Origin of the sequence: Geobacillus sp. Y412MC52, assembly GCF_000174795.2 — a bacterium.
Lineage (GTDB): Bacteria > Bacillota > Bacilli > Bacillales > Anoxybacillaceae > Geobacillus > Geobacillus thermoleovorans.
The window spans coordinates 3,414,624-3,441,438 of record NC_014915.1 but is presented as its reverse complement, the minus strand read 5'-3'; the positions used below and the strand labels follow the sequence as shown (position 1 = coordinate 3,441,438).

Below are 26,815 nucleotides of genomic sequence, written 5' to 3'. Positions count from 1 at the left end.
TGTATGAGAAGATTCGAATAAGGTTGCTCAAATAGGAAGAGAGTCTCATGCGCATGGCATGTGAATACGGTGCGGCTGCCAGTCGCATGAACGCGCTGTGCGTTAGTCTGTACTTGACAGGGAGCGTTGCCTAACGGGTCAAAACGTGTAGGTGAAAAAGGAGGATGGCGCGAATGAGAACGTTTGTCCTAAAACCGGAAGGACAGAAGGTTGATTATGAGCTGTATGCCGAGCTCTCCCCTGTCCCGCTTGAGATCATGGACGGCGATCTCTTTTTTACGAAAGAGGAGCGGGAAAACTTGCTTAAGCTGTTGATATACAATGTCGGCATTAATCGAACGCTTGAGATCATCGAGGAATGGAAGGAGCGGTGAAAGCGGCGCCCGGTCGATATCGGGGCCGCATCGATGTTGGGGGTTACGGGCGGTAAGGGAACAAAATGTTCTTTTCCCCTTTTTCTTTGGCGACGAAGACGTCTTGATGGATTTCGAACACGCCAAAAGCGCTATGGAACGTCTGAATGACGCGGACGCGATACACGTCGTGAAGCGGTTTGTCCTCATCAGACATCGACCATGACGACAGTTTTTCCACCTCATCGATGCGGTAGTCGAACGTCTCGACGCCGAAGTCTTGCATAAAGACGTGGGCGCGGCGCTGGATGTAGACGTCTTTTGGGAATTTCTTTTTCATAAGCGGGTGAAACAGCTCCCAAGAGCTGCCAAAATCCCCTGCCTGCTCGTAGCGGTAAAACGTGTCAACGATTTCCTTTGCCTCGTTCCGTTCGTTCGAAAGAAACAGAGACAAGATCGCCACCAGCACGGCGACGGCAGTGAGAACCGCCACCCCAGTCCTGGCTCGGATCGTCTTTTGGCGGTAGCGTGGGAACATGGGGTCTCCTCTCCTCTCTGTTATACCATATGCACGATGGGCGGCGGATATGGGCAGGGAAAGGGCGGAAGCGCCGTGGCATGTGTCACAGGATAGACATACGGCTGCATTTTTTAGTCAAAAAATTCATCAGAGTGTAGTAAAATGGATGGCAGGGGTTGTTGGAAATGATGCACTAGCGTGAGAAACGGCGGTTTGTCCTATTTGGAGGCGGATGGAAAGGCGGAGCGTTTAGGGCTCCGTTTTTCCTTTGCCGTTCCGCTGAAAACAGAGATGCAGGAGAGGTAGAGAGCGATGCGGAAATCATTTATTTATGCGCTGCTGATCGCCATCATGGTTGCTTGGGGCTTGAACGTGACGGCGTTGAAAATTCTTGTGGAGCATTTTTCGCCCGTCGCGTTGACGGCGCTGCGCATTCTAACGGCCGGGTTGGTCGTGCTTTTGTTTTTATGGGGGATCGGCAAGCTTCAAAAAGTCAGTTGGAATGAGGCGAAACAGATTGGCTTGGCCGCATTGTTCAGCGTGGTGGCCCATCACTTCTTTTTAGCTTTGGGGCTCGCGAGGACAACGGCGGTGAACGCGGGCCTTGTTTTAGGGATGGTGCCGCTTGTGACGGCGCTGTTGGCGATCGTGTTTTTGGGGCAGCGGCCGACGTTGTTTCGTTTGCTTGGCATCGCGCTCGGGTTTTTTGGCGTCGTGTTTGTCGTCGCGAACGGCGACGGCGGCCTCGGCCATTTGTCAATCGGGGATGTGTACATCTTTTTGGCCGTCTTGGCGCAAGGGATCAGCTTCATTATGATCAAAAAGGCGACGGTCGAGGCGCGGGTGATGACCGGGTGGATGCTCGTCTTCGGGTCGCTTTGGCTGTTTGTCTTAAGCCTCGTGCTCGAGCCGAGCGGCCTATCGAGTTTGAAAGAGGGCACGCTTCCGCTTTGGATGATTTTCCTTGCTTCGGCGGTCGTGGCCACAGCGCTTGGCCATATGTTTTACAACCAAGCTGTGCAGCACCTCGGCCCCGCCGAGTCAGCGGTGTTCATTAATTTGAATCCGCTCTTTTCGTTGCTTGGGGCGCACTGGCTGCTTGGTGAGCCGATTTCATGGATGCAGTTGGCTGGTTTTCTCTTCATCGTCGCGGGCGTGATGTTCGGCAGCGGGGGGATGGATGACGTGATCGCCCGTTTCCGCCGGGCGAAGGCGGTGGAGGGCGGAAGGAAGGCGGGGATGTAGTAGCCTTGGAATCCCCCACTTCTAGGCCTTGCGTGCAAGTGGCGAAACATTCATATCCAGGAATGGAGGGGGCTTCACATTGCGGTCGGCGTCTTGGCTGTCTCTTCTCGAAAAGGGACAGCCATTTTTGTGCCATCGGCAGGATTTTGCTTGATGATGTCGAAAAAGAGAATTACGAAACGTATTCGTGTGAGGTGAATGTATGGCGATTGATCACGACCGGTTGTTCAAGGAGTTGTTGCAGACGTTTTTTGAGGAATTTGTGCTTCTCTTCTTTCCGGATATGCACGAGCATATTGATTTCAACCATTTGTCGTTTTTGTCCGAAGAGCTGTTTACGGACGTAACGGCTGGGGAGAAGTACCGCGTTGACCTGCTCGTCGAGACGAAGTTCAAAGGAAAAGACGGATTGATCATTGTTCACGTAGAAAACCAAGCGTACGTTCAATCGTCATTTCCAGAAAGAATGTTTCTTTACTTCAGCCGCTTGTTTGAAAAATACCGCACTCCGATCATTCCGATTGCCGTCTTCAGCTATGATGCCATCCGAGATGAACCCTCTTCGTTCACGCTCTCCTTTCCGTTTGGCGATGTGCTTGACTTTCGCTTTTTCCATGTGGAGTTGCGCAAGCAAAACTGGCGCCAATTCATCCGCACCGACAACCCGGTGGCGGCTGCGCTGCTTAGCAAAATGGGGTATACTGAAAGTGAACGAGTGGAACTGAAAAAGCAATTTTTGCGCATGTTGGTGCGTCTTGAGCTAGACGAGGCAAGACAGCGTTTGTTGATGGGCTTTTTTGAAACGTATGTGAAGCTGTCCGATGAAGAAGAACAACAGCTTCGAAGCGAGGTGGAACAAATGGAGACGAAAGAAAAAGAACGCGTGCTGGAATTGATCATTTCGTACGAGCAAAAGGGAAAAATTCAAGGCCGAAAGGAAGGACGGGAGGAAGGGCGCAAAGAGGGAGCGGAACAAGAAAAACGGCACATTGCGAAACGGATGTTGATGAAAGGGTTTGATGCGCAGACGATTCACGAACTGACCGGATTGCCTGTGACGGAGATTGAGGAAATGAAACAAAGCGGCTTCAAGTGAATGGAAATCAAACAGGCGGGGCAAAAGGCCAGCCCCGCCCTAGCGCGTTGGTTTTGCTGCTGTGGATTCCCGTTTGATCAGTTTCGTAGACAATAGCACTTCCTGAAAAGGTTCGTTCGGGTTGTCCCACCGCCATCGCAACAATTCCACTGCTCGTTTGCCGTAGCGCTTCAGGTCGATGTCGACGGTCGTGATTTTCGGCGTCGCGATTTGCGACAGCTGCCCGTTGTCAAAGCTGCAGACGGAAACGTCATCGGGCACTTTTAGCCCGTACTGCTGCAGGCCGGTGCTGACGAAAAAGCCAAGCCCGTCATTGACGCAAAACCAGGCGGTCGGCTGCCGCTTCAGCTCACGGATGTAGCTGGCGATGACCGTTTCGTCCTCTTGCGCCTGGCAGAACATCCACTCCTCGTTCGGCTTCACCCCATAGTCTTTCAGCGCCAATAAGTACCCTTCATACCGCTCTTGATAGCTCGGCGAATAGTTGACGTCGCCGACAAACGCGATGTCAGTATGGTTGAGCTCCAACAAATGCTGGACGGCCACATACGCCCCGAACCGATTGTTTGTCAGCACCGCATCGGCTGGAATGTTCGGATGGTGATGGTCGACCAGGACGGTCGGGATGCCGGTGGCGACGATTTGTTGGATGTACTCGGTGCTGATGTGGGAAAGGACGATCACGCCGTCGACTTGTTTTTCCTCGATGAACGAAGGCAAAAGAAGCCGTTCTTTTTGTTCTTTGTTCACCGATTGGATGTGCAGCTTCATGCCGTGTGACAGCGCTTCCTGCTCGATGCTTAAGTAGATTTCGCCAAAAAATTTCAGCGAAAACGTGCGGTCGGAGGCGATGAGGGCGATTTGCTTCGGCGGTTTGCCGCGCGACTTTGCGCGAGAGGCGGGATATTCATACCCCATTTCTTTGGCTACACGCTTCACAAGATCCCTCGTTTCTTCGCTGACCCCTTCTTTGCCGCGCAGCGCTTGAGAGACCGAGTTTTTGGAAATGTTCAGTCGATCGGCGATGTCTTGCATGGTGACGCGTTTTTTCATTCGCTACCTCCACTTGTTCGCTATTTTTGCCTTTCGGTGATTTGAGGCGCCGACAAGGACGGCCGTTGTGGTTTTTCGCTTTCCATCATTCAAGTATACATCGAAATCTTGAAGGTTGGCTCCGCTTTCGCAGCGTTTGCTTGCTTTCTCTAGTTCAAGTATATCCCTTGTGAAAACGAAAGACATTCAATACCTCGGAACAAATATATACGGAATGATATTGTAACGTTACAATTGTTATTTGTCAAGTTGATGGATTGCGTCTAAACTCACGGTTTTTTCTTGTCTTTTCCGCAAAAAGAAGTTGACTATTTCGTGGAATCATGAAATAATGTCATTGTAATGTTATAAAATACCGTTACATAAATTTGTTTTTAGCTAACAAGATTGTTCGTCTCCATGATTTGTCACGGGAAGGAGAGGGGTTATCTGAAGCGGTTGTTTATGTAAGCGTTTTAATCACCTGCTCATCAATACAAGGGGGGAATGGACGATGAAAAAGCGCAAGTGGTTCAAACTGGCTTCGTTGTTGCTTGCCGCTGCGGTGGCGGGAACAGGCTGTCAAGGACAGACCGGGAATGAACAAGGGCAGAAGAAGGAAGGATCAACCGTACAAATTGAGTTTTGGGCGGCGCCGAATCCGACGCAGCAGGCATTCTGGAAGAAGATGGCGGATCGCTATATGGAAGAGCATCAAAACGTGAAAATCAAAGTATCGCCGATGCCGGAAAGCCCTTCTTCGGAGGCGGGCATTCAGTCGGCGATTGCCGCGGGAAATGCGCCGGTCATTTCCGAAAACATCTCCCGCGGGTTTGCCGCACAGCTGGCGGACAGCCGGGCGATTGTGCCGCTGGATCAATTTGAAGGGTTTGACGACTTAATCGCCAAGCGGCAGATGAAAAGCACGATTTCAACATGGAAATTTGCCGACGGCCATCAATATGTGCTGCCGATTTACTCCAACGCCATGCTGTTCGGTTGGCGAATCGATATTCTGAAAGAGTTGGGGTATAACGCTCCGCCGAAGACGTACAGCGAAGTCATGGAAGTCGGCAAAAAGCTGAAAGAAAAATATCCGAACAAGTTTCTATGGGCGAGAGCCGATTTGGTTAAACCGACGTGGTGGGCGAGATGGTTTGACTTCTTCATGATTTACAATGCGGCGTCGAATGGGACGCATTTCATCGATGGGAACAAGTTGAGTGCGGATCGTGACGCGGGTGTGAAGACGCTCCAGTTCTTCGCTGATTTAAGCAAAAATCAGCTCGTGTTGACGAAAGAGACGAAAGACCCGTTTGAAAGCGGTACATCCGTGATGTCTGATTTAGGGCCGTGGACGTTCCCGTATTGGGCTGAAAAGTTTCCGGAAATGAAGTTTAACGAGAAATACGTGTTGTCGATGCCGCCTGTGCCTGATGGCATGGATCCGTCGCAGGCGAAAACGTTCGCCGATACAAAAGGGCTGGTTATTTACGCTTCGGCGACGAAAGAGCAGCAACAAGCCGCGTTCGATTTCGTCAAATGGGTGTATTCCGATCCGCAAAACGATTTGGAATGGCTGAAAGAAACGAACTTGCCGCCGGCGCGGGACGACTTGTCGACGAACGAGGCGTTTGTCTCCTATTTTGAACAAAATCCGCAGCTGAAACTGTATGCGGAAAACATTCCGAACGCCATACCGCCTATGGATAACGCCAAAATGGTTGAGCTTCAAGAGCTGATCGGCAAAGAGGCGTTGAATCCGGTCGTCAAAGGCGAGAAAACCCCAGAAAAAGCGTGGGAGGACATGGAAAAGGCGATCCATGGGGTGTTAAAATAACATGAATAAACATGCGGCAAAAGTGGGTTGGCTGCTCGCCAGCCCATACCTTATCTATTCGGCTATTTTCTTTTTGATCCCTCTGTTTTGGGCGTTATATCTCGCTTTTACGAACTGGAATTTAATTTCTCCCGAATATGAGACGGTGGGAATGCAAAACTTCCTTGACGCTTTCTTCAGCCCGAGCGTGCGGGCAGCGTTTTGGGTGACGTACAAGTTTATGTTGATGTTTGTGCCGATCGTCATCGCCGGCTCGCTGTTTTTGGCGCTGATTCTTCACCATCTGCCTCGGTGGAAAGGATTGTTTGCCGTCGGATATTTTCTGCCGTATTTGGCATCGGGAGTGGCGTCGTCGATTGTCGTCAAAGGGGTCATTTCCTACAACAGCCCTCTGAATCAATTTTTGCGGGATGCGTTTGGCTTGGATGTGGATTGGCTCGGCTCGCCCATCTTAGCCCCGCTCGTCATTGCGCTCATGATGGCGTGGAAGTTTGTCGGATATTATGCGCTGCTGTTTTTGTCCGGCTTGGAAAGCATCCCGAAAGAAGTGTATGAAGCGGCGGAAATTGACGGGGCGGTCGGCTGGAAGCGGATTTGGCACGTGACGATTCCGATGCTATACCCTTCGTTTTATACGGTGACGATTTTGGCGGTCGGCTTGATGTTTGGCATTTTCACTGAACCGTATGTGCTGACGGGCGGCGGGCCAGAGTATGCGACCCATACGTGGCAGCTCGAGATTTACAACCAAGCGTTTGAAAAATTGAATGCGGGTTACGGAACCGCGGTCGCGATCATTAATTCGATCGTCACCTTTGCGTCGATTTTCGTCTTTCGCAAGCTGTTAGAAAAATGGGGTGGCAAACATGGCTGGGAGTAAAACGTGGAAGGTCGGATTGCTTTATGTTTTGGCGTTTGCCGTTTTGTTCGTCATGGTGTTTCCGTATTTGTATATGGTGTTAGGCTCTCTTGCCCCATGGAATGAGGTCGACCGAAAGCTTATCCCGTCGTCGTTGACGTTTCGCTCGTATGAATGGCTGTTTCAAGGCGGCGAAGATGTCGTGCCGCGGCCGTGGCTTCGGGCGTTTTTCAACAGTTTGCTCGTCACGTCGGCGTCAACGCTGCTCATGCTTGTGACGGCCGTGATGGTTGGATATGCGCTGTCGAAAGTGAAATTTAAAGGGAGACAATGGGTCAACAACGCGATTTTGTTTCAAATGTTTTATCCATCGATCATTTTGTTGATTCCGCTGTTTCTGATCGTACGGTATTTCGGCTGGTACAACACGTATTGGGCGATGATCGTGCCCAAAGCGGTCAACTTGTGGGCCATCTTTATGTACACGAACTTTTTCCGCAGCATTCCCGATGAATTGATCGAAGCGGCAAAGATGGATGGAGCGGGCCATTTCACCATCATTCGCCGCATTGTCTGGCCGATGTCGCGCTCGATTACGACGATCATTTTCTTGTTCCTTTTTATGGAACGATGGGTGGAACTGCTTTGGGATATGCTTGTGGTGAATAACGAAAAGATGTTGACGTTAAACGTGTTGTTGGCGCAAATGTTTGGACCGTACGGCGGATATCCGGGGCCGATGTACGCAGCCTCAGTGCTTCTCACGCTGCCGATTTTGATTTTGTTCCTTTTGTTTAGCAAGAATTTTAAAGAAGGCATGCAGTTCATATTAAAATAATAAAAACATCATGATGGAAGAGGGAGCAGGGAGAGACGTTATGCAGACAAGGACGCCGACGATGAAAACATGCCAGACACTGCTTGAGGAATTTCAGCGTGCTCCTCAGCCGCTTCGGGTGGAGAAGCTCGTGTTTGCCGGCGTTGGGGGGCGGGACGTGTACAACATTTCCGCGCCGTTTGAAGACGATGGCGAGTGGGTCATTGCCGGACGGGTGGAGGCAAGAGACAGCGAGCAATCAGAAGTATACTTTTTCGTCGAGCGTGAAGGGACATGGGTGCCGCGGGAAGGGGCGCCGGTGTTTGCTTTGCAGGATCCGTTTGTTTCGCGGGTGCACGGGCATCTCGTGTTTGGCGGCGTGGAGACGTTTCCGCATCCCGTGCTTCACGGGAAGTTGTATTGGCGGACGGTGTTTTACCGCGGAAAAACGATCAATGAATTGGCGCATTTTTTCACCGGTCCCGACGGGATGAAAGACATTCGTCTTGTTGAGCTGCGGGATGGGTCGGTTGGGGTCTTCACCCGTCCGCAAGGGGAAAAAGGCGGACGCGGAAAAATCGGCTTCACCCGCATCGGTGCGCTCGATGAGTTGACGGTGGAGGCGATTGAGAATGCCCCATTGATTGACGGCCAATTTGCCGATGAAGAATGGGGCGGCGCCAACGAAGTGCATTTGCTTGGCAATGGGCTCGTCGGCGTCTTGGGCCATATCGCTTGTTTCGATCAGGAACGGAACCGTCATTATTATCCGATGGTGTTTGCGTTCAATCCGGATACGGGGGAAGCGTCGGACATGGAGTTGATCGCCACAAGAGCCCATTTCCTCGATGGCCCGGCGAAGCGTCCGGATTTGGCGGATGTCGTGTTTAGCGGCGGACTGATTCGCAAAGGGGACGGCACGGCCGATTTTTACGCTGGAACAAGTGACGCAGAAGCGCAAAAACTGACAATCGTTGATCCATTTACGAAATACGAAAGGCAGGGGTGACGATGCACATTTACCGCTACGAAGAAAACCCGCTCATTACGCCGGAAGATGTGCCGCCGCACCACGACGGGTTTGAAGTCATCGGGGCGTTTAACGCTGGGGTGGCGAGGTTTCAAGGGGAAGTGCTGCTGCTTCTTCGGGTGGCGGAGCGGCCCGTGTCGGATGACCCGAACATCGTGAAAGCGCCGGTATGGAATCCAGAGACGGGGAAGGTCGATGTTTACGAATTTCGCAAAGATGATCCGCGCTATGATTTTTCCGACCCGCGGGTGATCAGAGAGGCGGGGGCGGAGCGATTCGCCTATTTGACGTCGCTTTCGTATTTGCGCCTCGCCCGGAGTCAAGACGGGCGGCGGTTTGTGATCGACGACCGCCCGTTCGTCTATCCATCGAATGAGCTCGAGACATTCGGTATTGAAGACCCGCGCATTACGTACATTGACGGCACGTATTACATTTATTTCAGCGCCGTCTCACCAAAAGGAGTCGGCGAGGCGATGGTGTCAACAACGGATTTCCGGATGGTGACGCACCACGGCATGATTTTCGCTCCGGAAAACAAAGATGTGCTCATTTTTCCGGAGAAGATCAACGGCAAATATTACGCTCTCCATCGCCCAGTGCCGCGAAGCAACGGCCGCCCCGAGGTGTGGATCGCGGAGTCGGAGAATCTGCTTCATTGGGGGAATCACCGCTTTTTGTTCGGTCTGCGCGAAGGGAAGTGGGACAGCGCCCGCATCGGCGGCGGAGCGGTGCCGATCAAAACGGAATACGGCTGGCTTGAGTTGTACCACGGCGCGTCGGATGACCACCGCTATTGCATGGGGGCGGTGCTGCTCGATTTGAACGATCCGGCAAAAGTCATCGCCCGCTCGGAGCGGCCGCTTGTTGAGCCGGAAGCGGACTATGAGGTGAACGGCTTTTTCGGCCGCGTCGTGTTCTCATGCGGGGCGCTTGTTGACGGTGATATTGTGAAAATGTATTACGGCGCCGCCGATACGTCGATGGCGTGCGTCGAGCTGAAGCTGGACGAGATTTTGGATTCGCTTGTGAAAGTATGAAAGCGAAGTTGCCCGCACGTTGCGGTGTAAGAACGGAAACGCCTGGATGGCCGGGCGTTTCTTTTTTGGTTTGCCGCGAACATACCGTGAGCGCAGGTGGGAGAGCGTTCAACGTTCATTGCGTCGTTTCGTTTCTTTTCCGTTCAACAGGATTTGGTATAATAAAAACAACGCCGATTCATCGGTCAGGTCGGCAGAGCGGTTTGCGGCTGGGCAATGAAAGACACTGGCCATGACTCGAAAGAACAGATGATCATCGGATAGAGGAGGAACCATCGGAGATGAAAAAAGTACGCAAAGCGATCATTCCGGCGGCCGGGCTTGGGACGCGGTTTTTGCCGGCGACGAAGGCAATGCCGAAGGAGATGCTTCCGATCGTTGATAAGCCGACGATTCAATATATTGTCGAAGAAGCCATCGCCTCAGGCATTGAGGACATCATCATCGTCACCGGGAAAGGGAAGCGGGCGATTGAGGATCATTTTGACTACGCGTTTGAGCTGGAACAGATGCTCAAGCAAAAAGGGAAGCTGGATCTGCTTGAGAAAGTGAAAGAGCCGTCGAAGGTTGACATCCACTACATTCGCCAAAAAGAGCCGAAAGGGCTGGGGCATGCGGTTTGGTGCGCGCGCAATTTCATTGGAGACGAGCCGTTTGCGGTGTTGTTGGGCGATGATATCGTCCAGGCGGAAAAGCCTTGTTTAAAACAGCTCATTGAGCAGTATGAACAAACGTTCAGCTCGGTGATCGGCGTCAAGCGCGTGCCGGAGGAAGAAACGCATCGCTACGGGATCATCGACCCGCTCGAGCAGCAAGGCCGGCGCTACCAAGTGCGCCGCTTCGTGGAAAAACCAGCTCCGGGCACAGCGCCGTCGAACTTGGCGATCGTCGGCCGCTACGTGTTGACGCCGGAAATTTTCTTGTTTTTAGAGAAACAGGAAGCCGGCGCAGGCGGGGAGATTCAGCTCACCGATGCAATCGGGCGGTTGAATGAAATTCAGCGCGTGTTTGCCTATGAATTTGAAGGAAAGCGGTACGATGTCGGCGAAAAGCTCGGCTTTATCGAAACGACGATTGAGTTTGCCCTGCAAAACGAGGAGCTGCGGGATGACTTGCTTTCGTTTTTGGAGCGGGTGGTGGCAGAGGCGAAGGGATCGAAGAGCAGCTAATCAAAAATAAGTCGTTCGTGTTGAAATGCTCTTAATGACTGTTAGTCGTTTTTCAGAGGATGGAGACAAAAAAGGAGGGTAGGATGTGGCGCGCATACGGATTGAACATTTTGGTCCTGTGAAGCTGTTTGATGAGGAGATCACGGATGTTACCGTTTTGATTGGCCCCCAAGCGAGCGGAAAAAGTACGATCAGCAAATTGATTTTTTTCTTTCAATCGATTCCTGATGAATGGGTAAACTATTTGCTTTCAGTACGTCAAACGGAAGAAAACAACCCATTTTTTGAGTTCAATAAACGTCTTCGGAGAAAATTTGTTGGGTACTTTGGCACAACCAAACATATGAAACCGTTTCATATTCGTTATGAGTATGATGTTGAAAAGTTTGTCCGTCTTGATTTAAAGGACGGTTATGTACAAATCCATTTCAGCGATCCGCTAAAACGGGAGATTCAGGAAAATTTTAAACATGTTGTGCAGATGAAAAAGGAAATGCAATACGAAGAACAACAGTTGGATGATTTTTGGAATGTCTCCTCGTGGAAAGTGCGTCAACAAAATGTGTTGGAAAAGGTCAAAGCAGCGATCGCTGAGGTATTCGGCGATTCCAAAACACCCATTTTTATCCCTGCAGGGAGGAGTTTAGTTGCCACATTGTCGGATCAGCTTCAGGATATTAACCCGCAGCAACTCGATGTGTTGACAGAACAGTTTATCGAGCGAATTAATCTGCTAAAGAAGATGTTTTCGCATTCGTTTGAGGAAATCATCGAAGATCGAAAAAAATTCTCGACAGAAAAAATTGACTTTGAGGCAATCCGACTGGCCATCAAGATGATCGAAGGCGTGATGAAAGGGAAATACATGTTCTCTGATTATGGGGAAAGGATTTTTTTTAATGAAAGAGAGTATACAAAACTGAAATTTTCATCTTCTGGACAACAGGAAGTCGTTTGGATTTTGCTGCTGATCTTTACAATCATTCTGGAACGGCAGCGAGTGTTTATGGTGATTGAAGAACCCGAGGCACACTTATATCCGAACGCACAAAAAGAAATGGTTGCCTTATTTGCGTTGTTGCTAAATGTGACGAATAGTACGCTAGTGATTACGACTCATAGCCCGTACATTTTGTCTGCTTTTAATATTTATTTGTACGCTGCCAAAATCGGAAACAAACTGGATCAACGTGCGCATCCAATTGTGGACCGAAAGCTGCGCCTTTCTCCAGAGCGGGTAAAGGCCTACATGCTGGAGAGTGAAGGAGGGAGATTCCGCTATCGAAGCATTATTGATAATGAATTACAGTTCATACAGGCCGAAGCGATCGATGAAGCATCGTCTGCCATCAACCGCGTACTTGATGAACTCATGGAGGCGGAGGAAGCGGGGGAGTAAACATGGCGGTTGTAGGTTGGGAAAGTTGTTTACACTATTGCGACCGTCGAAAATTAGCAGTTGTTGAGGAAAACGGGAGAGGGGTTCGTTTCGTCAATAAGAGGGAAAAGAGGGTGGCTTTGTACCGTGTAGACGGTTGTTTGATTAAAGAGGGGGTAAAATGCGACTTTTTATTTTTAGTGATCGAAGGGGGGCGGGCATTTTTCATCGAACTAAAAGGGTCTGACCTTGAGGAAGCTGTACACCAGATCGCCCGAACAATCGAACAGTTAGGGAAATGGTTGCCTGGATATCGATTCGAAGGGAGAATCGTGACTACCCGTGTGAGAACGCCTGCTTTGAAATCGACTTATTTGATGAAGCTGGAAAAAATGTTGAGGAGAACGGGTGGGACATTAGTGGTAAAAGCCAAGTGGGACGAGGTAAACGTATAGGGCAGGAAAGAGGCGACCGGTATGGGTCATTACAGGCTAAAACGGATTCATACCCCAATCGGACAGGATGACGGCATCCGCATTCTCGTCGACCGCCTTTGGCCGCGCGGGGTGTCAAAGGCCGGGTCGCGCATCGACCGCTGGATGAAAGAGATTGCCCCGAGTCCGGCGCTGCGGCAGTGGTTTGGCCATCGGTCGGAGCGGTTTGCCGAGTTTGCGAGAAAATATGAATGGGAACTGGTGACGGACGAGACGAAGCAGGCGCTTGTCGGCGAGCTGCTTTCGCTTTCCGGGACGGTGACGTTGCTTTATGCCGCCAAAGACGAGCAGCATAACCATGCCGTCGTTCTTAGGGAGTTTTTGCGCAAAACCGCTAAGGAGGGGTTTGGATGATTCGTGCGATCGTCGGCGATTTGACGAAGGTTGAAGGGGTCGAGTACATTTGCAATGCCGCCAATGGCATCGGACCGATGGGCGGTGGGGTGGCAGCGGCGATCCGTCGGGCAGGCGGGCGCGTAATTGAAGAGGAAGCGATCCGCGTCTGTCAAGCGCAAGACCCTAAGCCCGGCGATTTGTACGTGACAGGGGCAGGCTCGCTGCCGTTTCGCCGGGTGATTCACTTAGTGACGATGAAGCAACCTGCAGGGGCGACGTCGTATGACATCGTCCGGTCGTGTCTTGAGCGGCTTGTCGCGCACTGTCGGGAGCACGGGATCAAGAAGGTGGCGCTGCCGGCGTTGGGGACAGGCGTGGGAAGGCTTGACAAAGAAAAAGTGGCGCAGTTGTTTGTCAAGGTGCTTGGTCCGGTCGAGGATGTGGAGTTTGTGGTGGTGGATATTGATCAAGCGTTTATCGATTTTGTCCAACAGCGCCAATAAAGGGAGAAAAAGGGCCTTGACTTCGTCTTGGTCCTTCTTTTTTTGGCAATGAATAACGTGTTTCCTTCTTTCTCATATCATATTATAATAGGAACACACGAATGAATGAGTTTCATTGGCTTCCTGATCCGGCGACGGGGGGTGGCATCATCGTTGGTGTCCGAATGACGAAGCCGGTGTGAAAAGGGAGTGGGGTTTCCTGTTCGAACCGCGACCAGGAAAAACGCCCAAAACGCTTATGCAAGCGTTTTGGGCGCCATCCGGAGGGATGATTATGTTATTCCAATCGCCAACATTAAAGACATGTCAAGTATTAGTCGATGAATTCCGCCTGGCCCCACAGCCGTTTGAGCCGGAAAAGCTCCGCTTTGCGGGTGTGGGGGACCGGGACGTTTATAATATTTCCGCACCGTTTGTGGATGAAGGAGAATGGGTGATCGCTGGGCGCGTCGAGGCGCGCGACAGCGAGCAGTCGGAAGTGTACTTTTTCGTCGAGCGCGACGGTGTTTGGGTTCCTCGTGAAGGGGCGCCGGTGTTCGCCTTGCAAGACCCGTTCGTGTCGCGGATTCACGGTCAGCTTGTGTTTGGCGGCGTGGAGACGTTTCCGCATCCGGTGTTTGTTGGCGAGCATAGCTGGCGGACGGTCTTTTACCGCGGACCGAACATTCGCCGCTTAGAAAAGTTTGCCGAAGGGCCGGATGGGATGAAAGACATTCGCCTCGTCGAGCTGAAAGATGGCTCGATCGGCGTGTTTACCCGACCGCAAGGGGAAAAAGGAGGCCGCGGGAAAATCGGTTTCACCCGCATTTTCTCGCTCGATGAGTTGACGCCGGACGTGATCGAGGCCGCGCCGATTTTGGATGCCCAATTTACGGATGAAGAATGGGGCGGCGTGAACGAGGCGCATTTGCTTGCAAACGGGCTTGTTGGGGCGCTCGGCCATATCGCTTGCTTTGATGAGCAAGGCAACCGCCATTACTACCCGATGGTGTTCGTGTTGAATCCCGAGACGATGGAGCGTTCGGAGCTGGAATTGCTTGCGCTTCGCTCCCACTTTTTAGACGGGCCGGCGAAACGGCCGGATTTGGCGAACGTCGTTTTCAGCGGCGGACTCATCCGCAAAGGCGACGGCACGGCTGAGCTGTACGCCGGCGTTGGCGATGCCGAAGCGCAAAAAATTTCGCTCATCGACCCGTTTGCGAAATACGAAGCGCAAGAGCGCGATCGGATGTATGCTTCCGTTTAGCGAAAGGATCGGTGCGATAGACCTTCTCTTGATGGTCTGTTTATTTTTCGGGGCTTGCAATCGACATGGCCGAATTGTTCCGTTGACAAGATGCCGAGAGGACTGCTTGAAAGCGAACAGCGTGGGATCAATCCCACGCTGTTTCCGTGAAAATGCACGCGTCTTGATGGGGCATTTTCATGCCCGGGTGAAGGGCAAAACGTTGCCCATGAGATTTTTCGATGAACACACGTGCGTCTGGATTGGCCCTTTTCAGGGCTGGACAAAGAGCAACACTTGCTTATGGAGTTTTTCTGTGTCCAACAGGATGTTCATCGCCTGCGTGATGTCCCTTTACGGTTGCTTTTGCCGCTTTTCCCGCTCTTTCAACTTTTCTTCCATCCGCTTCAGCAGCTTTTCCCACGGGTTTTCTGTCGTTTTTTTCTTGCGCTTCGGTTTTTCTCCCGCCATGCTTAAGCGCCTCCTTTCGCCGCGGCCGATAAGGCGAGCAAGTCTCGCAGTTCGTCATCGGACAGTTCGGTGATCCACGCCTCGCCTTCGGTGATGAGGTCGGCGAGCGCTTGTTTTTGTTCGAGCATCTCGTCGATTTTTTCTTCGATTGTCCCGATGGTGATCAATTTATGGACGTGGACGAATTTCGTCTGTCCGATGCGGTAGGCGCGGTCGGTCGCTTGGTTTTCCACAGCCGGGTTCCACCAGCGATCGAAATGGATGACGTGGTTGGCCGCTGTTAAGTTGAGCCCGGTGCCGCCCGCTTTGAGCGACAAAAGGAAAATCGGCGCTTTTTTCGCTTGGAACTCATCCACCATCCGGTCGCGCGTTTGTTTTGGGACGCCTCCGTGCAAAAACAACACCGGCTCATCAAACAAGTCGGAAAGCAGCTCTTGGATCATCTCGCCCATTCGCACGTATTGCGTGAAGATGAGGCACGATTCGTCGTTGGTGCGAATTTGCTCGATCAGTTCGATGAGCTTTTCGAGCTTGTGCGACCGTTCAACGAGCTGGCGGGGGCGGCGTTCTTTCAAATACAGCGCCGGATGGTCGCAAATTTGCTTCACACCGTTTAGCATTTGCAAAATCAAGCCGCGCCGCGCAAACGGACTGGCTTCCTTTGCCCGTTCGAGTGTGTCGTTGACGAGCTGCTCGTACAAGGCAGCCTGTTCGGCCGTGAGCGGGCAATATTCTTTTTGTTCAAGCTTATCCGGCAAGTTGAGCGCAACCGCTTCATCCGTTTTCGTCCGCCGCAAGAGAAATGGGCGGATGAGCGCCTGCAGCGCCGCTTTTTTGCGGGCATCTCCTTCTTTTTCGATCGGTCCGGCAAATCGGCGTTCAAACTCGGCCGCACTGCCGAGGTAGCCCGGGTTGAGGAAGTGGAAGATGCTCCAAAGTTCGCCGAGACGGTTTTCAACCGGCGTGCCGGATAAGGCGATTTTATGTTTTCCGCTCAAGCGGCGGATGGCGCGCGCTTGTTTCGTTTGCGCGTTTTTAATGTTTTGCGCTTCATCCAAGCAAATGACGTGCCAGTGCATCTGTTTTAAATCGTCTTGGTCCAAATGAGCAAGGTTGTAAGACGTAATGACGAGATCGGCCTCGCCTGCCGTTTGCACGAACGCATCGTTTTTCGCCCGGTTCGGTCCATGGTGCACGTAGACGCGCAAGTCTGGGGTGAAGCGGGCGCATTCTTTTTGCCAGTTGCCGATCACGCTGGTCGGGCAGATGAGCAAGGCCGGCGTGTCCGGCCGTTCCATTTCTTTTACATAGGTCAAATAGGCGAGCAGCTGCACCGTTTTGCCAAGCCCCATGTCATCGGCCAAGCAGGCGCCAAAGCCGAATCGGCGCAAAAAGACGAGCCAGTCGACGCCGCGCTGCTGATACGGGCGGAGCGTGCCGTGAAAAGACGGCGGCACATTCGCTTTCGGCAATCCATCAAGCTGCTGGAGCTGGCGGATGAACGCCCGGAATTGGTCGTGGACGTCAATGTGGATCGGGATCGATTCGTCCGTTGCCTCTTCGCGCTCCTCTGCTTCTGAAAGCAGCGTTTGCGCCACGATGTCGTGGATCGGCACTCCTTCCTTTTTCGCCTTTTCCATGAGCGCCTGCGCGCGGCGGACAAGGGCGGGATCAAGGATGAGCCATTGGCCGCGCAGGCGAATGAGGCGCCGCTTTTGTTCCGCCAAAGCGGCAAACTCCTCTTCCGTCAGCTCAATCCCGTTGGTCGCGACGCGCCAATCGAAATCAGCGAGGCGCTCAAGGCCGAATAATGATTCCGCGTTGACGAAAGGCGATAGTTTCGCTTTGATCGACAGCTGCGCCTGGCGGATGTCGTGCCACCAGTCGGGAAGCAAGAGGCGCACACCCGCTTCCGTCAGCTTTAAGCTTTCTTCGGACAAAAAGCGCCACGCTTGTTCGTCGGACAGTTCATGAAGCAACGACTCGCTTCCATTGCCAAGCCATGGCACGATCGCGCAAATGCGGCGAATGGCGCGCTGGATCGATGATTCATACGGGCGCCAGGCGCGCGGAATGTCGCTCGCAGGTGTGATGACACTGTCGTCGATGGCGATTAACACCGCTTCAAGCGTCCATACGTCGCCTTCCTCGGGCGGCTCGACGAGGCGAAGCCCGACCGTAAACGGCGGCCGGTCGCCGAGCCAGCCGATTTGTTCAAGCCAATCGTCTTCCGTTCCGGTCCATTGGCCGCTGGGGGAGGCGATCAATGGATAAGCGCGAACGATTTCGCCCCAAATGCCGCGAAGCTCCGGATCGCGGGAGAGCCAGTCGGCAATCGCCAGCGACCGCCATGTGGCGACGAACGGATCGGGATCGTCATCCGCGCCGCGCCAGCGGGTGCGCTTCGCTTCGCTCCATGCACCGCCTGTGTTTTTCCATAAGGAAGCATCTGGAAGGAAGCGGCGTTCGCGCAAACCGTTCCAAATGTGCTTCGCCCACTCTTCCAATCGGGCGGTGAACTCGTCTGCCCATTCAATGGCGGAAAAGCGCGAGTGCGGACGCAACGCGAACAGGGTGAGCGTCTGCCACGGCGACAGCCGCACGGTCCCGTTTTCACCGTCATGGTCGATATCGAGCAAGGTGCCGTAAAACGTCTCTTCGTGCCAAGCGAACAAAGTCGATGCCCATGACGAGACAGGCGTGGAGCTTGAGAGTTCGAAGCATTGATCTTCTTCGTCCCACTTGCACGAAAGCCGAATCGTCTGCAACACGTTCATGAGAGCAATTTTCCTTTCTTCAATTCTTCATGAAACGCGCGCATGCGCGCCGTTTTGGCGAGCAGTTGTTCGAGATAGGCTTCCCATTGGTCGAGCCGCTTCATCGAACGGTAGTGGGTCCGCAGCGTTTTCAAATGGCGGACCGCCCTTTGGTAGCTCGCCCTGTTTTTTTCTTCCAGCCGCCTCATCACGGCCCGGTGATATAACGGCATCACGAGTTCTGGATTGCGCGCTTGCAATGTTTTAAGCAGCTGTGGATGCAATTCATCGGCGGTGATGTTCGCCCATAAGAATAGATCCACGACTTCCCGGTAGCGCCCTTGTCGATACAAAAAGTTGGTGTACTCGTTGACGCTGTACGGGAGGCTTCGCTGCAAAAAATCTTCCCATGCGTCCGAGCGGTTTCGTTGGCGGGCGTACATTTCAAACCAGTGCGCCGTTTCGTCCAAAAAACTGCTTCGGATGGGAGAGGGTATATGCGAAAGATAAAGCGGCCAATCGTCTTTTGCTTTTTCCCAAACGGCTTCAAACCGTTTCAAGAGGCCGTTTTGAATGAATCGCCCGATCCATTCCACCAAAAACAAGCCTGCCTGATCGGGGAAAGCGCGGTAAAGCGCCATCGCTTCGTCGTCTTCGCCAAGCAAAAAGGAAAGATGAGCCGCCGCCATAGCGGCGCGGATGTCGTCTCGGTCTTTGGCGAGCCGAAGGAGTTCGGCCCGTTCCTCTTGCCGCCATGTTGGCTTGGTGAACAGCGATTCCCACGCGGTTGTGTAAAAGTCATAGCCGAATGATGACAGCGCCCCGTCCAAAAACAATACATCACGAACATACGGAATCGTCTGTTCAATCAACGCGTTGAGCGACCGCGGCAGCGATTTATCAGACAATTTTTCCAAGGCGTCAAAGGCGCGGTCGGCGACATAGTTGACGTCCTGCTGCCAGGAAAACTGTCCGTAAGAGGCGAATACGACGTCATTCCACCCTTGCGCCTCCCCGTACTGCCGAAGCTTCTCCAATAAAAATAGAGCGGCATGAAGCTCCCGCAGCGGGCGGGCGCCGGCTTGCTTTCCTTCGTTTTTGCCCAGCTTCGGGAGGAGTTGGAAGGCTAAACGATACGGCCAGTTTTGGCCGTTTTGATGGCGGGAGAAAAAGTCTTGATACTGTTTCTCAAATTGGTCCCACCAATCTTCGACGGTTTCATTTTGAGTGATGGAAAGGGCGGTCGGTTTCCCCAGCCTTTTTTGAGCGAGCGGCTCCCGTTCATGGGGAGCGGTTGTCTCTTTCCACAACGCTTCGATTTGCCCTTTTTTCCAAAGGCGGAACAGCTCGCCAACGTCGAACACGTTGCCGTATATATAAAAGAACAGCGCCAAAACGTGTGGACACAGCCCTTCCGTCCCGCACGGGCAGCGATGGCGGCGGGTGACGTTGGACAAATCAACCATGACGTCATGAGGAGTTTTGTCGGACACGACCCCTTCCACTTCATGGCTGTTGATGACCATCACGTTATAGACGAACCCGTATCTGGACAAATCGCGTCCTTTTTGAATGAGATTGCGGAAAATGGGATACGGCAATTCTTTCACCAATTCTTCTGCCGCTTGCCGCAAAAGCGGTTTGGAGATCGTGGTCTGCAACATGTCGGTCCGTCCTTTCCGATCCATTCCTTATCATCCTATTATAGCATGTGATAGCGTGTCGAAAAAAGAGGGGCAATGTGACAAAACGCGTCTGTTCTCGAGCCGGCATGAAAGGACATTGCGAGCTTTTGAACGTGTACGCGTTTTGATAGAAAGAAAGCTGGTGATGGTTGAACGTCTATCGATGATGGTATAATAGTAATAAGAAAAGTCCAAATGGAAAAGAAAGCAGGTGCATCGAATATGGCAGAAACGCCGCGGAACGCGTTATGCCCGTGCGGAAGCGGGAAAAAGTACAAGCATTGTTGCGGAAAAAAAGAGGCGGTTTCGATTTCGTCATTGATTGACCGCGAGTTGATCGAATGCATGAATGATATGCGTCAGTTTGTCTTGCAGCGGTATGAGAGGGAGGCGGAGGAGCTTTTAGACCAGTTCCCGCTTGATGAGATGCCGGAGGAACTCGAGCTTGGCGTGCAGATCATGGCGGTGAACTGGATGTTGTTTTGTTGGCCGCTTGATGAAACAGGACAAACGATCTTTTCCGCTTACCGGAAAAGCCGTCATTGGGAGCGGTGGCGCCCGTCCGTTCAGGCTCACATCGAGAGGTGGGAAGGAGCCGTTCCGTCGCTTGGCGAGTTCATCAGCTATGATGACGACAATCGCCCCGTTGTCCGGGATTTGTTGACGGGAGAGGAAAAGATCGTCCATTTATTGGCTCCCTATCAATGGCCGAGCGTGATCGAAACAGGAGATGTGGTGTTCGGCTTCCTTGTGCCGTACCAGGACGTGTTCACGTGTTTCACGGCGGTGTTTCCGCTCCCCGCGTCAGGGAAAGAGCGATTGCTTCGGGCGATTCAACAAGAAGGGGAGTGGAGCGGTCAGCCAGCAGCTTCATGGATGCGCGATCGGTTCGTCGCTGTGCTTTCCGACGTGGTTTTGGAGTGGCTTTGGCAGTTCGCCAAACAGTTCAAATGGGATGATCCGAAACAAGCGGCCGTCATTCGCGAGCTCGATGAAAACGAGCCGGAGGCGCCAGCGGCGCTGCTCAATCAAGCGTTCGCCATATGGGCGATCTATTGCGGAAAAACATCCCGTCTCCCTTATTCGGTTCCCGTCTACGCGGCGGCGCTCCGCTATGTGGCTGGACATTTGATGAAGGCGGAAGGATCGGAGGTGGAAGACATCGCCGATCGGTATGACGTGATGCCAGAAGATGTGCGATCGGCGGCGTTGGATTTTTTCCTGATGGCTGTTGATGATGAAGACGACGAGGAATGGCTCGATGACTGGGAGGAAGACTGGTTCGAAGAGGAAGGGGATGAGCTTGATGCGCGCATCAATGAATGGATCGATGACATGGATCTTATGTTGATGCGTGAAGGATGGGACGAGAAGCGAGTCAACCGTCATATTGACCGCGCCATCCGTTCGTGGAGGAATGAAGGCCTGCTTGAGGAAGTGAATGAAAAAGAATTGCGTAAAGAACTCCGCGATGTAGCGTGGGAGATCTTCACCGATCGGGGATTCATCTAAAAGGCTGGCGGAAAAACGGGCGCTGCGCCCAAGTCAGCGGCATTTCGTCAGAAAGGAAAGCCGGTTCCACAAGGGCTCTCTCATTCAAACATCATTGGGCTCAACCCAAGCCCTCTATAAGCAGAAACAGGGAATGGAATGCGTTCCATTCGTGAAACTCCGAAAAAGGCGGCGGGGAACGATCGGTTTTGACCGAATCCATGATGGATTGGGAAAAATGGCTTTGTGCGCGATTCCGACAGTTTTTAACATCTTGGTCGCCGTTTTGGAAAGGAAAGATTAGAAGGGAGGATTTTGCATGGCAATCGGCCGGAATGACCCATGCCCGTGCGGAAGCGGGAAAAAGTATAAGAAGTGCTGCATGAACAAACAGCAAAAGCATGAAATCAAGCGGGTGCGGCAGCGTCGCTTTTTTGACCAAAAATATGAGCTGTCGCAAATGGTGCAGCGGTTTTTGGATGAAGCGCTGTCTTATGATGAACGCGAAGCGGTCAACCGTACATTTCGCCAAATGATCGAACAAAAGGATCATCGTGAAGAGTTGAAGGTGTTTGAGACGCTTTGGCGTTTTTTCCTCCATCGTTATCCGAATGGATTGCGCGGCGTTGAATGGTTTCAACAGGAAAAAGGGCGCCGTCTTTCTCCAGAGCTTAAAGAAATGTTGGACCGCTGGGTTCGGCTTGTGCCGCGCCTTGTGCAATTTGTCGATTTGCATGATGAAGGAGGAGTGGCGGTCGACCGGTTGACGGGCGAGAAACTTCTCATGCCGTATTGCGAGACATTGGAGGTTGTGCGCCCTTGGGGCGGCATGTTTGCCTTTTTGGAGCCATTTGACGGCGGCTATTACGTTTGCGGTGTATCATCGATTGTGGATCCGAAGGGTGTGGAACGGGCGGAAGAGAACATTCGCGTCTTGTTGACGCAAACCGATTGGCCGTATGACAAGGTAGCCGTTGAACATTTTCTCGATATCGTCGATGCAGGCTATCCTCCGAAGGCGGACGATGTGCAAGAGGAGCGCACGCGTTGGACGTATGAATACGAATGCCAAGAAGCCGCTGAGGCGATGAGGAAGCTTGCTTCGATTGGACGCGCTCACATTGATCATGATGATGGGGAGAAGGTGGAAGGTTCATGGTGCACCAATGTGTACCATTATGTCGGGATGATTTCCCCCAAGCTGATTCGTGTATTTGAATTAGGCGGGTCATTATCGGCTCATCGGTCGCGTCTCGTGTTGTCTACCGAGGAGGAAGGGACGGCCGAACAGCTCGTGTCGTTGCTGCAGGCGTTCGGGTATTCCCCAAAAGAACGAAAACGGCGGACAGAAGTCGTTTTGCGCCGAAAATGGATCGAAAACGTTTCGCTTCATATTGATTCAGACCCAGACTCTCCCCCTTGGGTGGCAACGCTGGCCGGATTGGATGTTCAAATGGAAAAAGCCCTTCACACCCCGCTTGAGAAATGGAATGGAAAAACCCCTCACGAAATGGCGCGCGAGGGGCGTGTTCAGGAAGTGGATGAGTGGCTGAAAGAGTATGAATTCCATTTGTTTAACATGCAAGAACGAGCCAATTTGCCGGTGCTCATCGGAGTGAATCCCATTCGCTCCCGTTATGGATTGCCCCCATCTCCGTTTAGCTCATCACATCGTCTTTCGGACTTATGGAAAATAAAATGGATGGGGCCGGAAAGAACCGAGACATTGTTGATCCGCGCGGAATGGGAAGGGATGTATTTCACCGATGACGCATTGGCGTTTTATAACGAGGTCATCGTGAGCGGAGAAAAAGAAGCCAAAGAGGCGTTTTGGGCCGTGGTTTTGCTCGTGTGTGAATATATGACCGGGCGGCTGTTTTCATCGTGGGAGGACGTAGGAGAAGAAGACTGGAAACAATGCATCGTCGAGCAAATCCCGTCAAGATGGAGTTCGTTTCCATGGGAAGTGGTGAGCCGAGCGCTCGATATGCTGCTTGAGTGGGCCGATTGGCTGGACCGCCGTTATGGAACGAATCATCGAACTGTCGTTTGCGCCGTGTTGGAAGAGGTCAGAAGCGAATTGGAACATTGCTTTGCTTTGCTGGATGAATGGGGGGGCGAGAGAGGAAAGGCGGATGAGGAACTGATGGCTTGGCAGCTTGCTCATTTGTTTGGCTTGCCTATTCCCCTTTCCGTCGGTTTCTCGTTTTTCCGCGTCAAGCGTGTGGAACAGGGGAAGGCGGTGCTGGATTGGCTTTCCCATAACCGAACGGTGACATGGGACATTCCGAAGGGGGCAGAGCCGCATCTGTTGCCGGGCATGTATATCGTCGCCGCGACCGATCGCAATGGCAAGATGGACGATCTTGCCCGCGTGTATCCGCCGTCTTTCTCTCCGTACGTAGAGCCGTGGCTTCAGGCGCTGCAAGAGTGGCCAGACAAGGCGGAGACAGAATGGGTTGCGCTTCAAGAGCGCCTGCTTGCCTCGTTGTCCCGTTTGATTCGCCGGCCGTAGGCGTCCCGACGGATGACGGGGCGCTTTTTTCTGTCGGCTCGGCCTCTATGATTCTCCATTATGCAGGCAAGACCAATGGTAAGAGCCAGTCATAACCCGTGGTGCTAGATAAAACTCAGACAAGCATAAAAATAGCCCTTGCTGGCGGATCTCCAGTAGAATGAAAGTATCACCCAACATTCGAAAGGAGAGATCCCCCATGCAAGAGCACTTTCATTTTACTACAGATCCAGCCAAACTTCAAAAACAATATGCCGCTATTTTCTGTTTTGTTTCTGCTCAACTGTCGTTGATTCAAATGTATCTTCATCGCCGCAACCGTCACTTGGTCAAGCAAAAAGACGAAGTGGTCATGGCGGTTCACCTTTTGGGGAAGCTGCTGGGCTTTTCTTCTGAACGAGCCTGGCATCGCTTTGTCACGGGAAATTTGTTCACAAACGGCTCGTTTCTTGAACGCTCCCGATACAACCGCCGCTGCCGAGCGCTTGGCTTCGCGGTCAAATGGATTCGTCATGAACTAGCCAAACGTGGCCAACACCATGCTTATGCCGTTGTTGACAGTTTGCCTCTTCCGTTGTGCCATCCCGCGAGAATGCAGCGCGTCAAGCGATTTCGAGGGATCGCGGATATGGGGTATTGTGCTTCCAAAAAGCAATGGTACTACGGTTTCAAGCTGCATCTTCAAGTGACCAATCAAGGGCTGGCCATGGGCTATGTCGTGACGGAAGCGTCCTGCCACGACGTCAAAGCGGCTGAAACGGTGATGACTCAAATCCCTCATCCCTACAACTTTGGAGACAAAGGGTACATCAGCCGCGCTCTTCGAGAAAAGCTGTATGAAGAACACCAAGCCGCGTTCTGGACACCGTCTCGACACAATCAAAAGCACGGCCCATCCAAGGCATGGGAAGAATGGATCAGGAAAAAACGCAAAGTCATCGAGACGGTGTTTTCGATTCTCGTGGACCAATACCGGATCACCGACATTCGGGCGAATTCCATTGCCGGGTTTGAAGTGGCACTCGATGGCATCTTGGTGGCTTATTCCCTGGTCACACTAGGGCTGGTTGAGCGCTGACGCTCAACTAGCACCACGGGTAGTCATATTCTTAGGATTTTGGTCCATCACCACAACGTGTGCTTGACAAGCAAGGTTTTTCTCGTTTTACCCCGTATGAAAATCATTGATTGGCTGATTTCTCTTGAGGGCTGGTGAAAAACGACCGATTTCGCCGAACCCGTTGCTTTCGGTTGAAAGAGAAGCGTTGATTTTACAGGACTTCTCCATTTGAGAAGAGAGTCCGTTTTCCGCGACTTTTCACGAAATCACCAGCCTTCTTGGGAGAAGGAAATATGACATGTTTTGAAATAGTCAAGTACAACTTTTGGTGAAGAACCAGGATTTTGGGTTAGGCATAAAAAATGGAATGCGAATCGATGTTCTCGACACGAGCGGCGGAAGTCCCAAAGTGCTTGTGATATGTATTGCTGAAAGCAGTTCCATCACACGTTGATCGTTAATGTCTCCCCAAAGTGTTTGGCTGGCCCGAGCGTTAGCGTAGATGGGGAGAACGTTCAATGACTATGATACAAAGAAAGTAGGTAGCTATATGGCGAAGGCATCGCGAAACAATCTTTGTCCATGCGGCAGTGGGAAAACGTACAAGCATTGTTGTGGGAAGAAAGAAGCAGTACCGATAGAGTCTCTAATTGACCGTGAAGTGGCCAAATGTATGCAAGATGTGTTTTCGTTTGCGTTAGAGCGATATGAGGAAGAGCTTGCATTCATGATGTCTGGTTCTCCATTTCAAGGGCTTCCTAACGAGCTGGAGACCAGCGCCAATTTATTGCTGACGAACTGGGCGATTTTTCACCGGCACGTTGATGACAAAGGGATGACAATTTTTTCGGCCTATATGAGAAGTCGGCGCCGCACGCGATGGCGTCCAGCGGTGCAAACTCATTTGAAGCGATGGGCCGAGGTGGTTCCGTCGTTTGACGAGATCATTCATATCGAGGATGAGCGGCGTTTCCTTGTGAGCGATCTGTTGACCAGAAAAGAAAAATACGTCCGTTTTTTGACGCCGGAGGAGCTTCCGTCTGCTAGGGAGGGGGACGTGTTAGTAGGATGCCTCGTTCCGCATGGGGACGAGTGGGCGTACTTCATGAAGGTGCTGCCAATTCCAAAGAGCGGGAAGGATCGGCTTGCGCGGGCGCTTCAAGCGGAATGGAATCCGGATACGAAAACGTGTGAAGTGTTTTTGCGCGAGTCGTTTCCGGAATTGCTTGAAATAGCGGTCCATGAGTTGTTGTGGCAGCTGCTGAGCGAAAAAGACTGGGGGGATCGAGATCAAGATGATGTTTTTCGCGAATTAAAGAAAAAGGAAGAAACAACCTCCTCCCTAGTGCTCAGCGAGGCTGCGTTCCTCTGGCGCGCATACTGCGAAATGAATGAAACGGTCATCGAGAATCCTGCTGTGTATGCGGCTGCACTCCGTTATTTGGCGAGTGAAATGGCTGGAAGAGAATTTGTCAATATGGAGGATGTTGCCAAACGCTACGGTGTTCCTGTAGAGGAAGTGGAAGTCACTGTGATGGAATTGTTTTTATTTGGAACAGAGTTGCTCGATGATGGAGATGATGAGGGCGAGAATGATGATGAGTGGCTCTTTGACGATGGGGATGACGGTGATGAGATCTGGTTCGACGACGGTGGGATGGAGGATGGGGATGAGCTGGACCGTGCGATTGAGGAATGGCTTGACCAAGTTGAGGAGTTGTTTGATCGCGAGGGCTGGGACGTTGATCAAGTCCATCGCTTGATCGACAAAGCGGTCCGAACATGGAAAAAGGACGGGTTGCTTGAAGGAGTCGATGCAGCTGAGTTGCGCAAGGAGCTCGAGGAGCTCGTCTGGGAGACGTTTGCCGAACGGGGATTTTTGTAAGGCGGCGGACAAAGC

At 52.2% G+C, this 26,815-nt stretch carries 22 protein-coding genes; 18 read left to right on the top strand and 4 right to left on the bottom strand.

The genetic code is table 11. From position 1 onward, the window contains the following. Positions 1-173 precede the first annotated feature (173 nt). Positions 174-374: a hypothetical protein gene (locus GYMC52_RS16985; RefSeq protein ID WP_013524775.1), complete on the top strand. Its 201-nt coding sequence runs from the start codon at positions 174-176 to the stop codon at positions 372-374. A 43-nt stretch (positions 375-417) separates the two neighbouring features. Here the strand turns inward: GYMC52_RS16985 and GYMC52_RS16980 are convergent, their stop codons facing one another. Further along, positions 418-891: a hypothetical protein gene (locus GYMC52_RS16980; protein WP_013524774.1), complete on the bottom strand. Its 474-nt coding sequence runs from the start codon at positions 889-891 to the stop codon at positions 418-420. Positions 892-1,185: 294 nt separating this feature from the next. Here GYMC52_RS16980 and GYMC52_RS16975 point away from each other — a divergent pair, with 294 nt between their 5' ends. Together GYMC52_RS16975 and GYMC52_RS16970 are read left to right on the top strand one after the other, a co-directional pair. Next, complete coding sequence (locus GYMC52_RS16975; protein WP_013524773.1) at positions 1,186-2,118, top strand: DMT family transporter; 933 nt, start codon at positions 1,186-1,188, stop codon at positions 2,116-2,118. 202 nt (positions 2,119-2,320) lie between these two features. Then, entirely contained in the window at positions 2,321-3,214 is an 894-nt protein-coding gene (locus tag GYMC52_RS16970; protein WP_013524772.1) for an Rpn family recombination-promoting nuclease/putative transposase, read from the top strand. A gap of 39 nt (positions 3,215-3,253) precedes the next feature. Here GYMC52_RS16970 and GYMC52_RS16965 read toward each other — a convergent pair whose 3' ends face one another. Then, positions 3,254-4,267, bottom strand: a complete 1,014-nt coding sequence (locus GYMC52_RS16965; protein ID WP_013524771.1) for a substrate-binding domain-containing protein — start codon at positions 4,265-4,267, stop codon at positions 3,254-3,256. 493 nt (positions 4,268-4,760) lie between these two features. Between GYMC52_RS16965 and GYMC52_RS16960 the strand changes: the two genes are divergently transcribed. The 11 genes from GYMC52_RS16960 to GYMC52_RS16910 all read left to right on the top strand — a co-directional run bounded on the left by GYMC52_RS16960 (position 4,761) and on the right by GYMC52_RS16910 (position 14,958). Continuing rightward, the gene (locus GYMC52_RS16960) at positions 4,761-6,086 is read left to right on the top strand and encodes an extracellular solute-binding protein (protein WP_013524770.1); all 1,326 of its coding nucleotides are present in this window, start codon (positions 4,761-4,763) and stop codon (positions 6,084-6,086) included. Between the two features lies 1 nt (position 6,087). Continuing rightward, positions 6,088-6,966, top strand: a complete 879-nt coding sequence (locus tag GYMC52_RS16955; protein WP_013524769.1) for a carbohydrate ABC transporter permease — start codon at positions 6,088-6,090, stop codon at positions 6,964-6,966. Continuing rightward, positions 6,953-7,783, top strand: coding sequence for a carbohydrate ABC transporter permease (locus tag GYMC52_RS16950; protein ID WP_013524768.1), 831 nt, complete (start codon positions 6,953-6,955; stop codon positions 7,781-7,783). Before GYMC52_RS16955 ends, GYMC52_RS16950 begins: the two co-directional genes overlap by 14 nt. 40 nt (positions 7,784-7,823) lie before the next feature. Further along, positions 7,824-8,771, top strand: coding sequence for an MTP-1 family protein (locus tag GYMC52_RS16945; RefSeq protein ID WP_013146551.1), 948 nt, complete (start codon positions 7,824-7,826; stop codon positions 8,769-8,771). A 2-nt stretch (positions 8,772-8,773) separates the two neighbouring features. Then, positions 8,774-9,832, top strand: a complete 1,059-nt coding sequence (locus GYMC52_RS16940) for a glycoside hydrolase family 130 protein (RefSeq protein WP_013524767.1) — start codon at positions 8,774-8,776, stop codon at positions 9,830-9,832. A gap of 281 nt (positions 9,833-10,113) precedes the next feature. Further along, complete coding sequence (gene galU / locus GYMC52_RS16935) at positions 10,114-11,001, top strand: UTP--glucose-1-phosphate uridylyltransferase GalU (RefSeq protein WP_013524766.1); 888 nt, start codon at positions 10,114-10,116, stop codon at positions 10,999-11,001. A gap of 85 nt (positions 11,002-11,086) precedes the next feature. Then, positions 11,087-12,400: an AAA family ATPase gene (locus tag GYMC52_RS16930; protein ID WP_013524765.1), complete on the top strand. Its 1,314-nt coding sequence runs from the start codon at positions 11,087-11,089 to the stop codon at positions 12,398-12,400. 2 nt (positions 12,401-12,402) lie between these two features. Then, positions 12,403-12,834, top strand: coding sequence for a hypothetical protein (locus GYMC52_RS16925; protein ID WP_013524764.1), 432 nt, complete (start codon positions 12,403-12,405; stop codon positions 12,832-12,834). A 21-nt stretch (positions 12,835-12,855) separates the two neighbouring features. Further along, entirely contained in the window at positions 12,856-13,227 is a 372-nt protein-coding gene (locus GYMC52_RS16920) for a DUF488 domain-containing protein (protein WP_013524763.1), read from the top strand. Beyond that, positions 13,224-13,712, top strand: coding sequence for a macro domain-containing protein (locus GYMC52_RS16915; RefSeq protein WP_013524762.1), 489 nt, complete (start codon positions 13,224-13,226; stop codon positions 13,710-13,712). Before GYMC52_RS16920 ends, GYMC52_RS16915 begins: the two co-directional genes overlap by 4 nt. Before the next feature lie 274 nt (positions 13,713-13,986). After that, the gene (locus tag GYMC52_RS16910; protein WP_013524761.1) at positions 13,987-14,958 is read left to right on the top strand and encodes an MTP-1 family protein; all 972 of its coding nucleotides are present in this window, start codon (positions 13,987-13,989) and stop codon (positions 14,956-14,958) included. Between the two features lie 452 nt (positions 14,959-15,410). Here GYMC52_RS16910 and GYMC52_RS16905 read toward each other — a convergent pair whose 3' ends face one another. After that, the gene (locus GYMC52_RS16905; RefSeq protein ID WP_013524759.1) at positions 15,411-18,185 is read right to left on the bottom strand and encodes a DEAD/DEAH box helicase; all 2,775 of its coding nucleotides are present in this window, start codon (positions 18,183-18,185) and stop codon (positions 15,411-15,413) included. Further along, positions 18,182-19,828 carry a hypothetical protein gene (locus tag GYMC52_RS16900; protein ID WP_013524758.1) on the bottom strand — a complete coding sequence of 549 codons (1,647 nt, stop codon included), beginning with the start codon at positions 19,826-19,828 and terminating at the stop codon, positions 18,182-18,184. The genes GYMC52_RS16905 and GYMC52_RS16900 overlap by 4 nt, the downstream gene beginning before the upstream one ends. A 216-nt stretch (positions 19,829-20,044) precedes the next feature. Between GYMC52_RS16900 and GYMC52_RS16895 the strand changes: the two genes are divergently transcribed. From GYMC52_RS16895 to GYMC52_RS16880, 4 genes are all read left to right on the top strand, one after another. Further along, the gene (locus GYMC52_RS16895) at positions 20,045-21,361 is read left to right on the top strand and encodes an SEC-C domain-containing protein (protein WP_049777098.1); all 1,317 of its coding nucleotides are present in this window, start codon (positions 20,045-20,047) and stop codon (positions 21,359-21,361) included. 298 nt (positions 21,362-21,659) lie between these two features. After that, complete coding sequence (locus tag GYMC52_RS16890; protein ID WP_013524756.1) at positions 21,660-23,855, top strand: YecA family protein; 2,196 nt, start codon at positions 21,660-21,662, stop codon at positions 23,853-23,855. Positions 23,856-24,054: 199 nt separating this feature from the next. After that, entirely contained in the window at positions 24,055-24,933 is an 879-nt protein-coding gene (locus GYMC52_RS16885) for an IS982 family transposase (RefSeq protein WP_013523048.1), read from the top strand. Between the two features lie 532 nt (positions 24,934-25,465). Continuing rightward, a complete protein-coding gene (locus GYMC52_RS16880; protein ID WP_013524755.1) occupies positions 25,466-26,800 on the top strand; it encodes an SEC-C domain-containing protein in 1,335 nt (444 codons plus the stop codon). Positions 26,801-26,815: the final 15 nt, after the last annotated feature.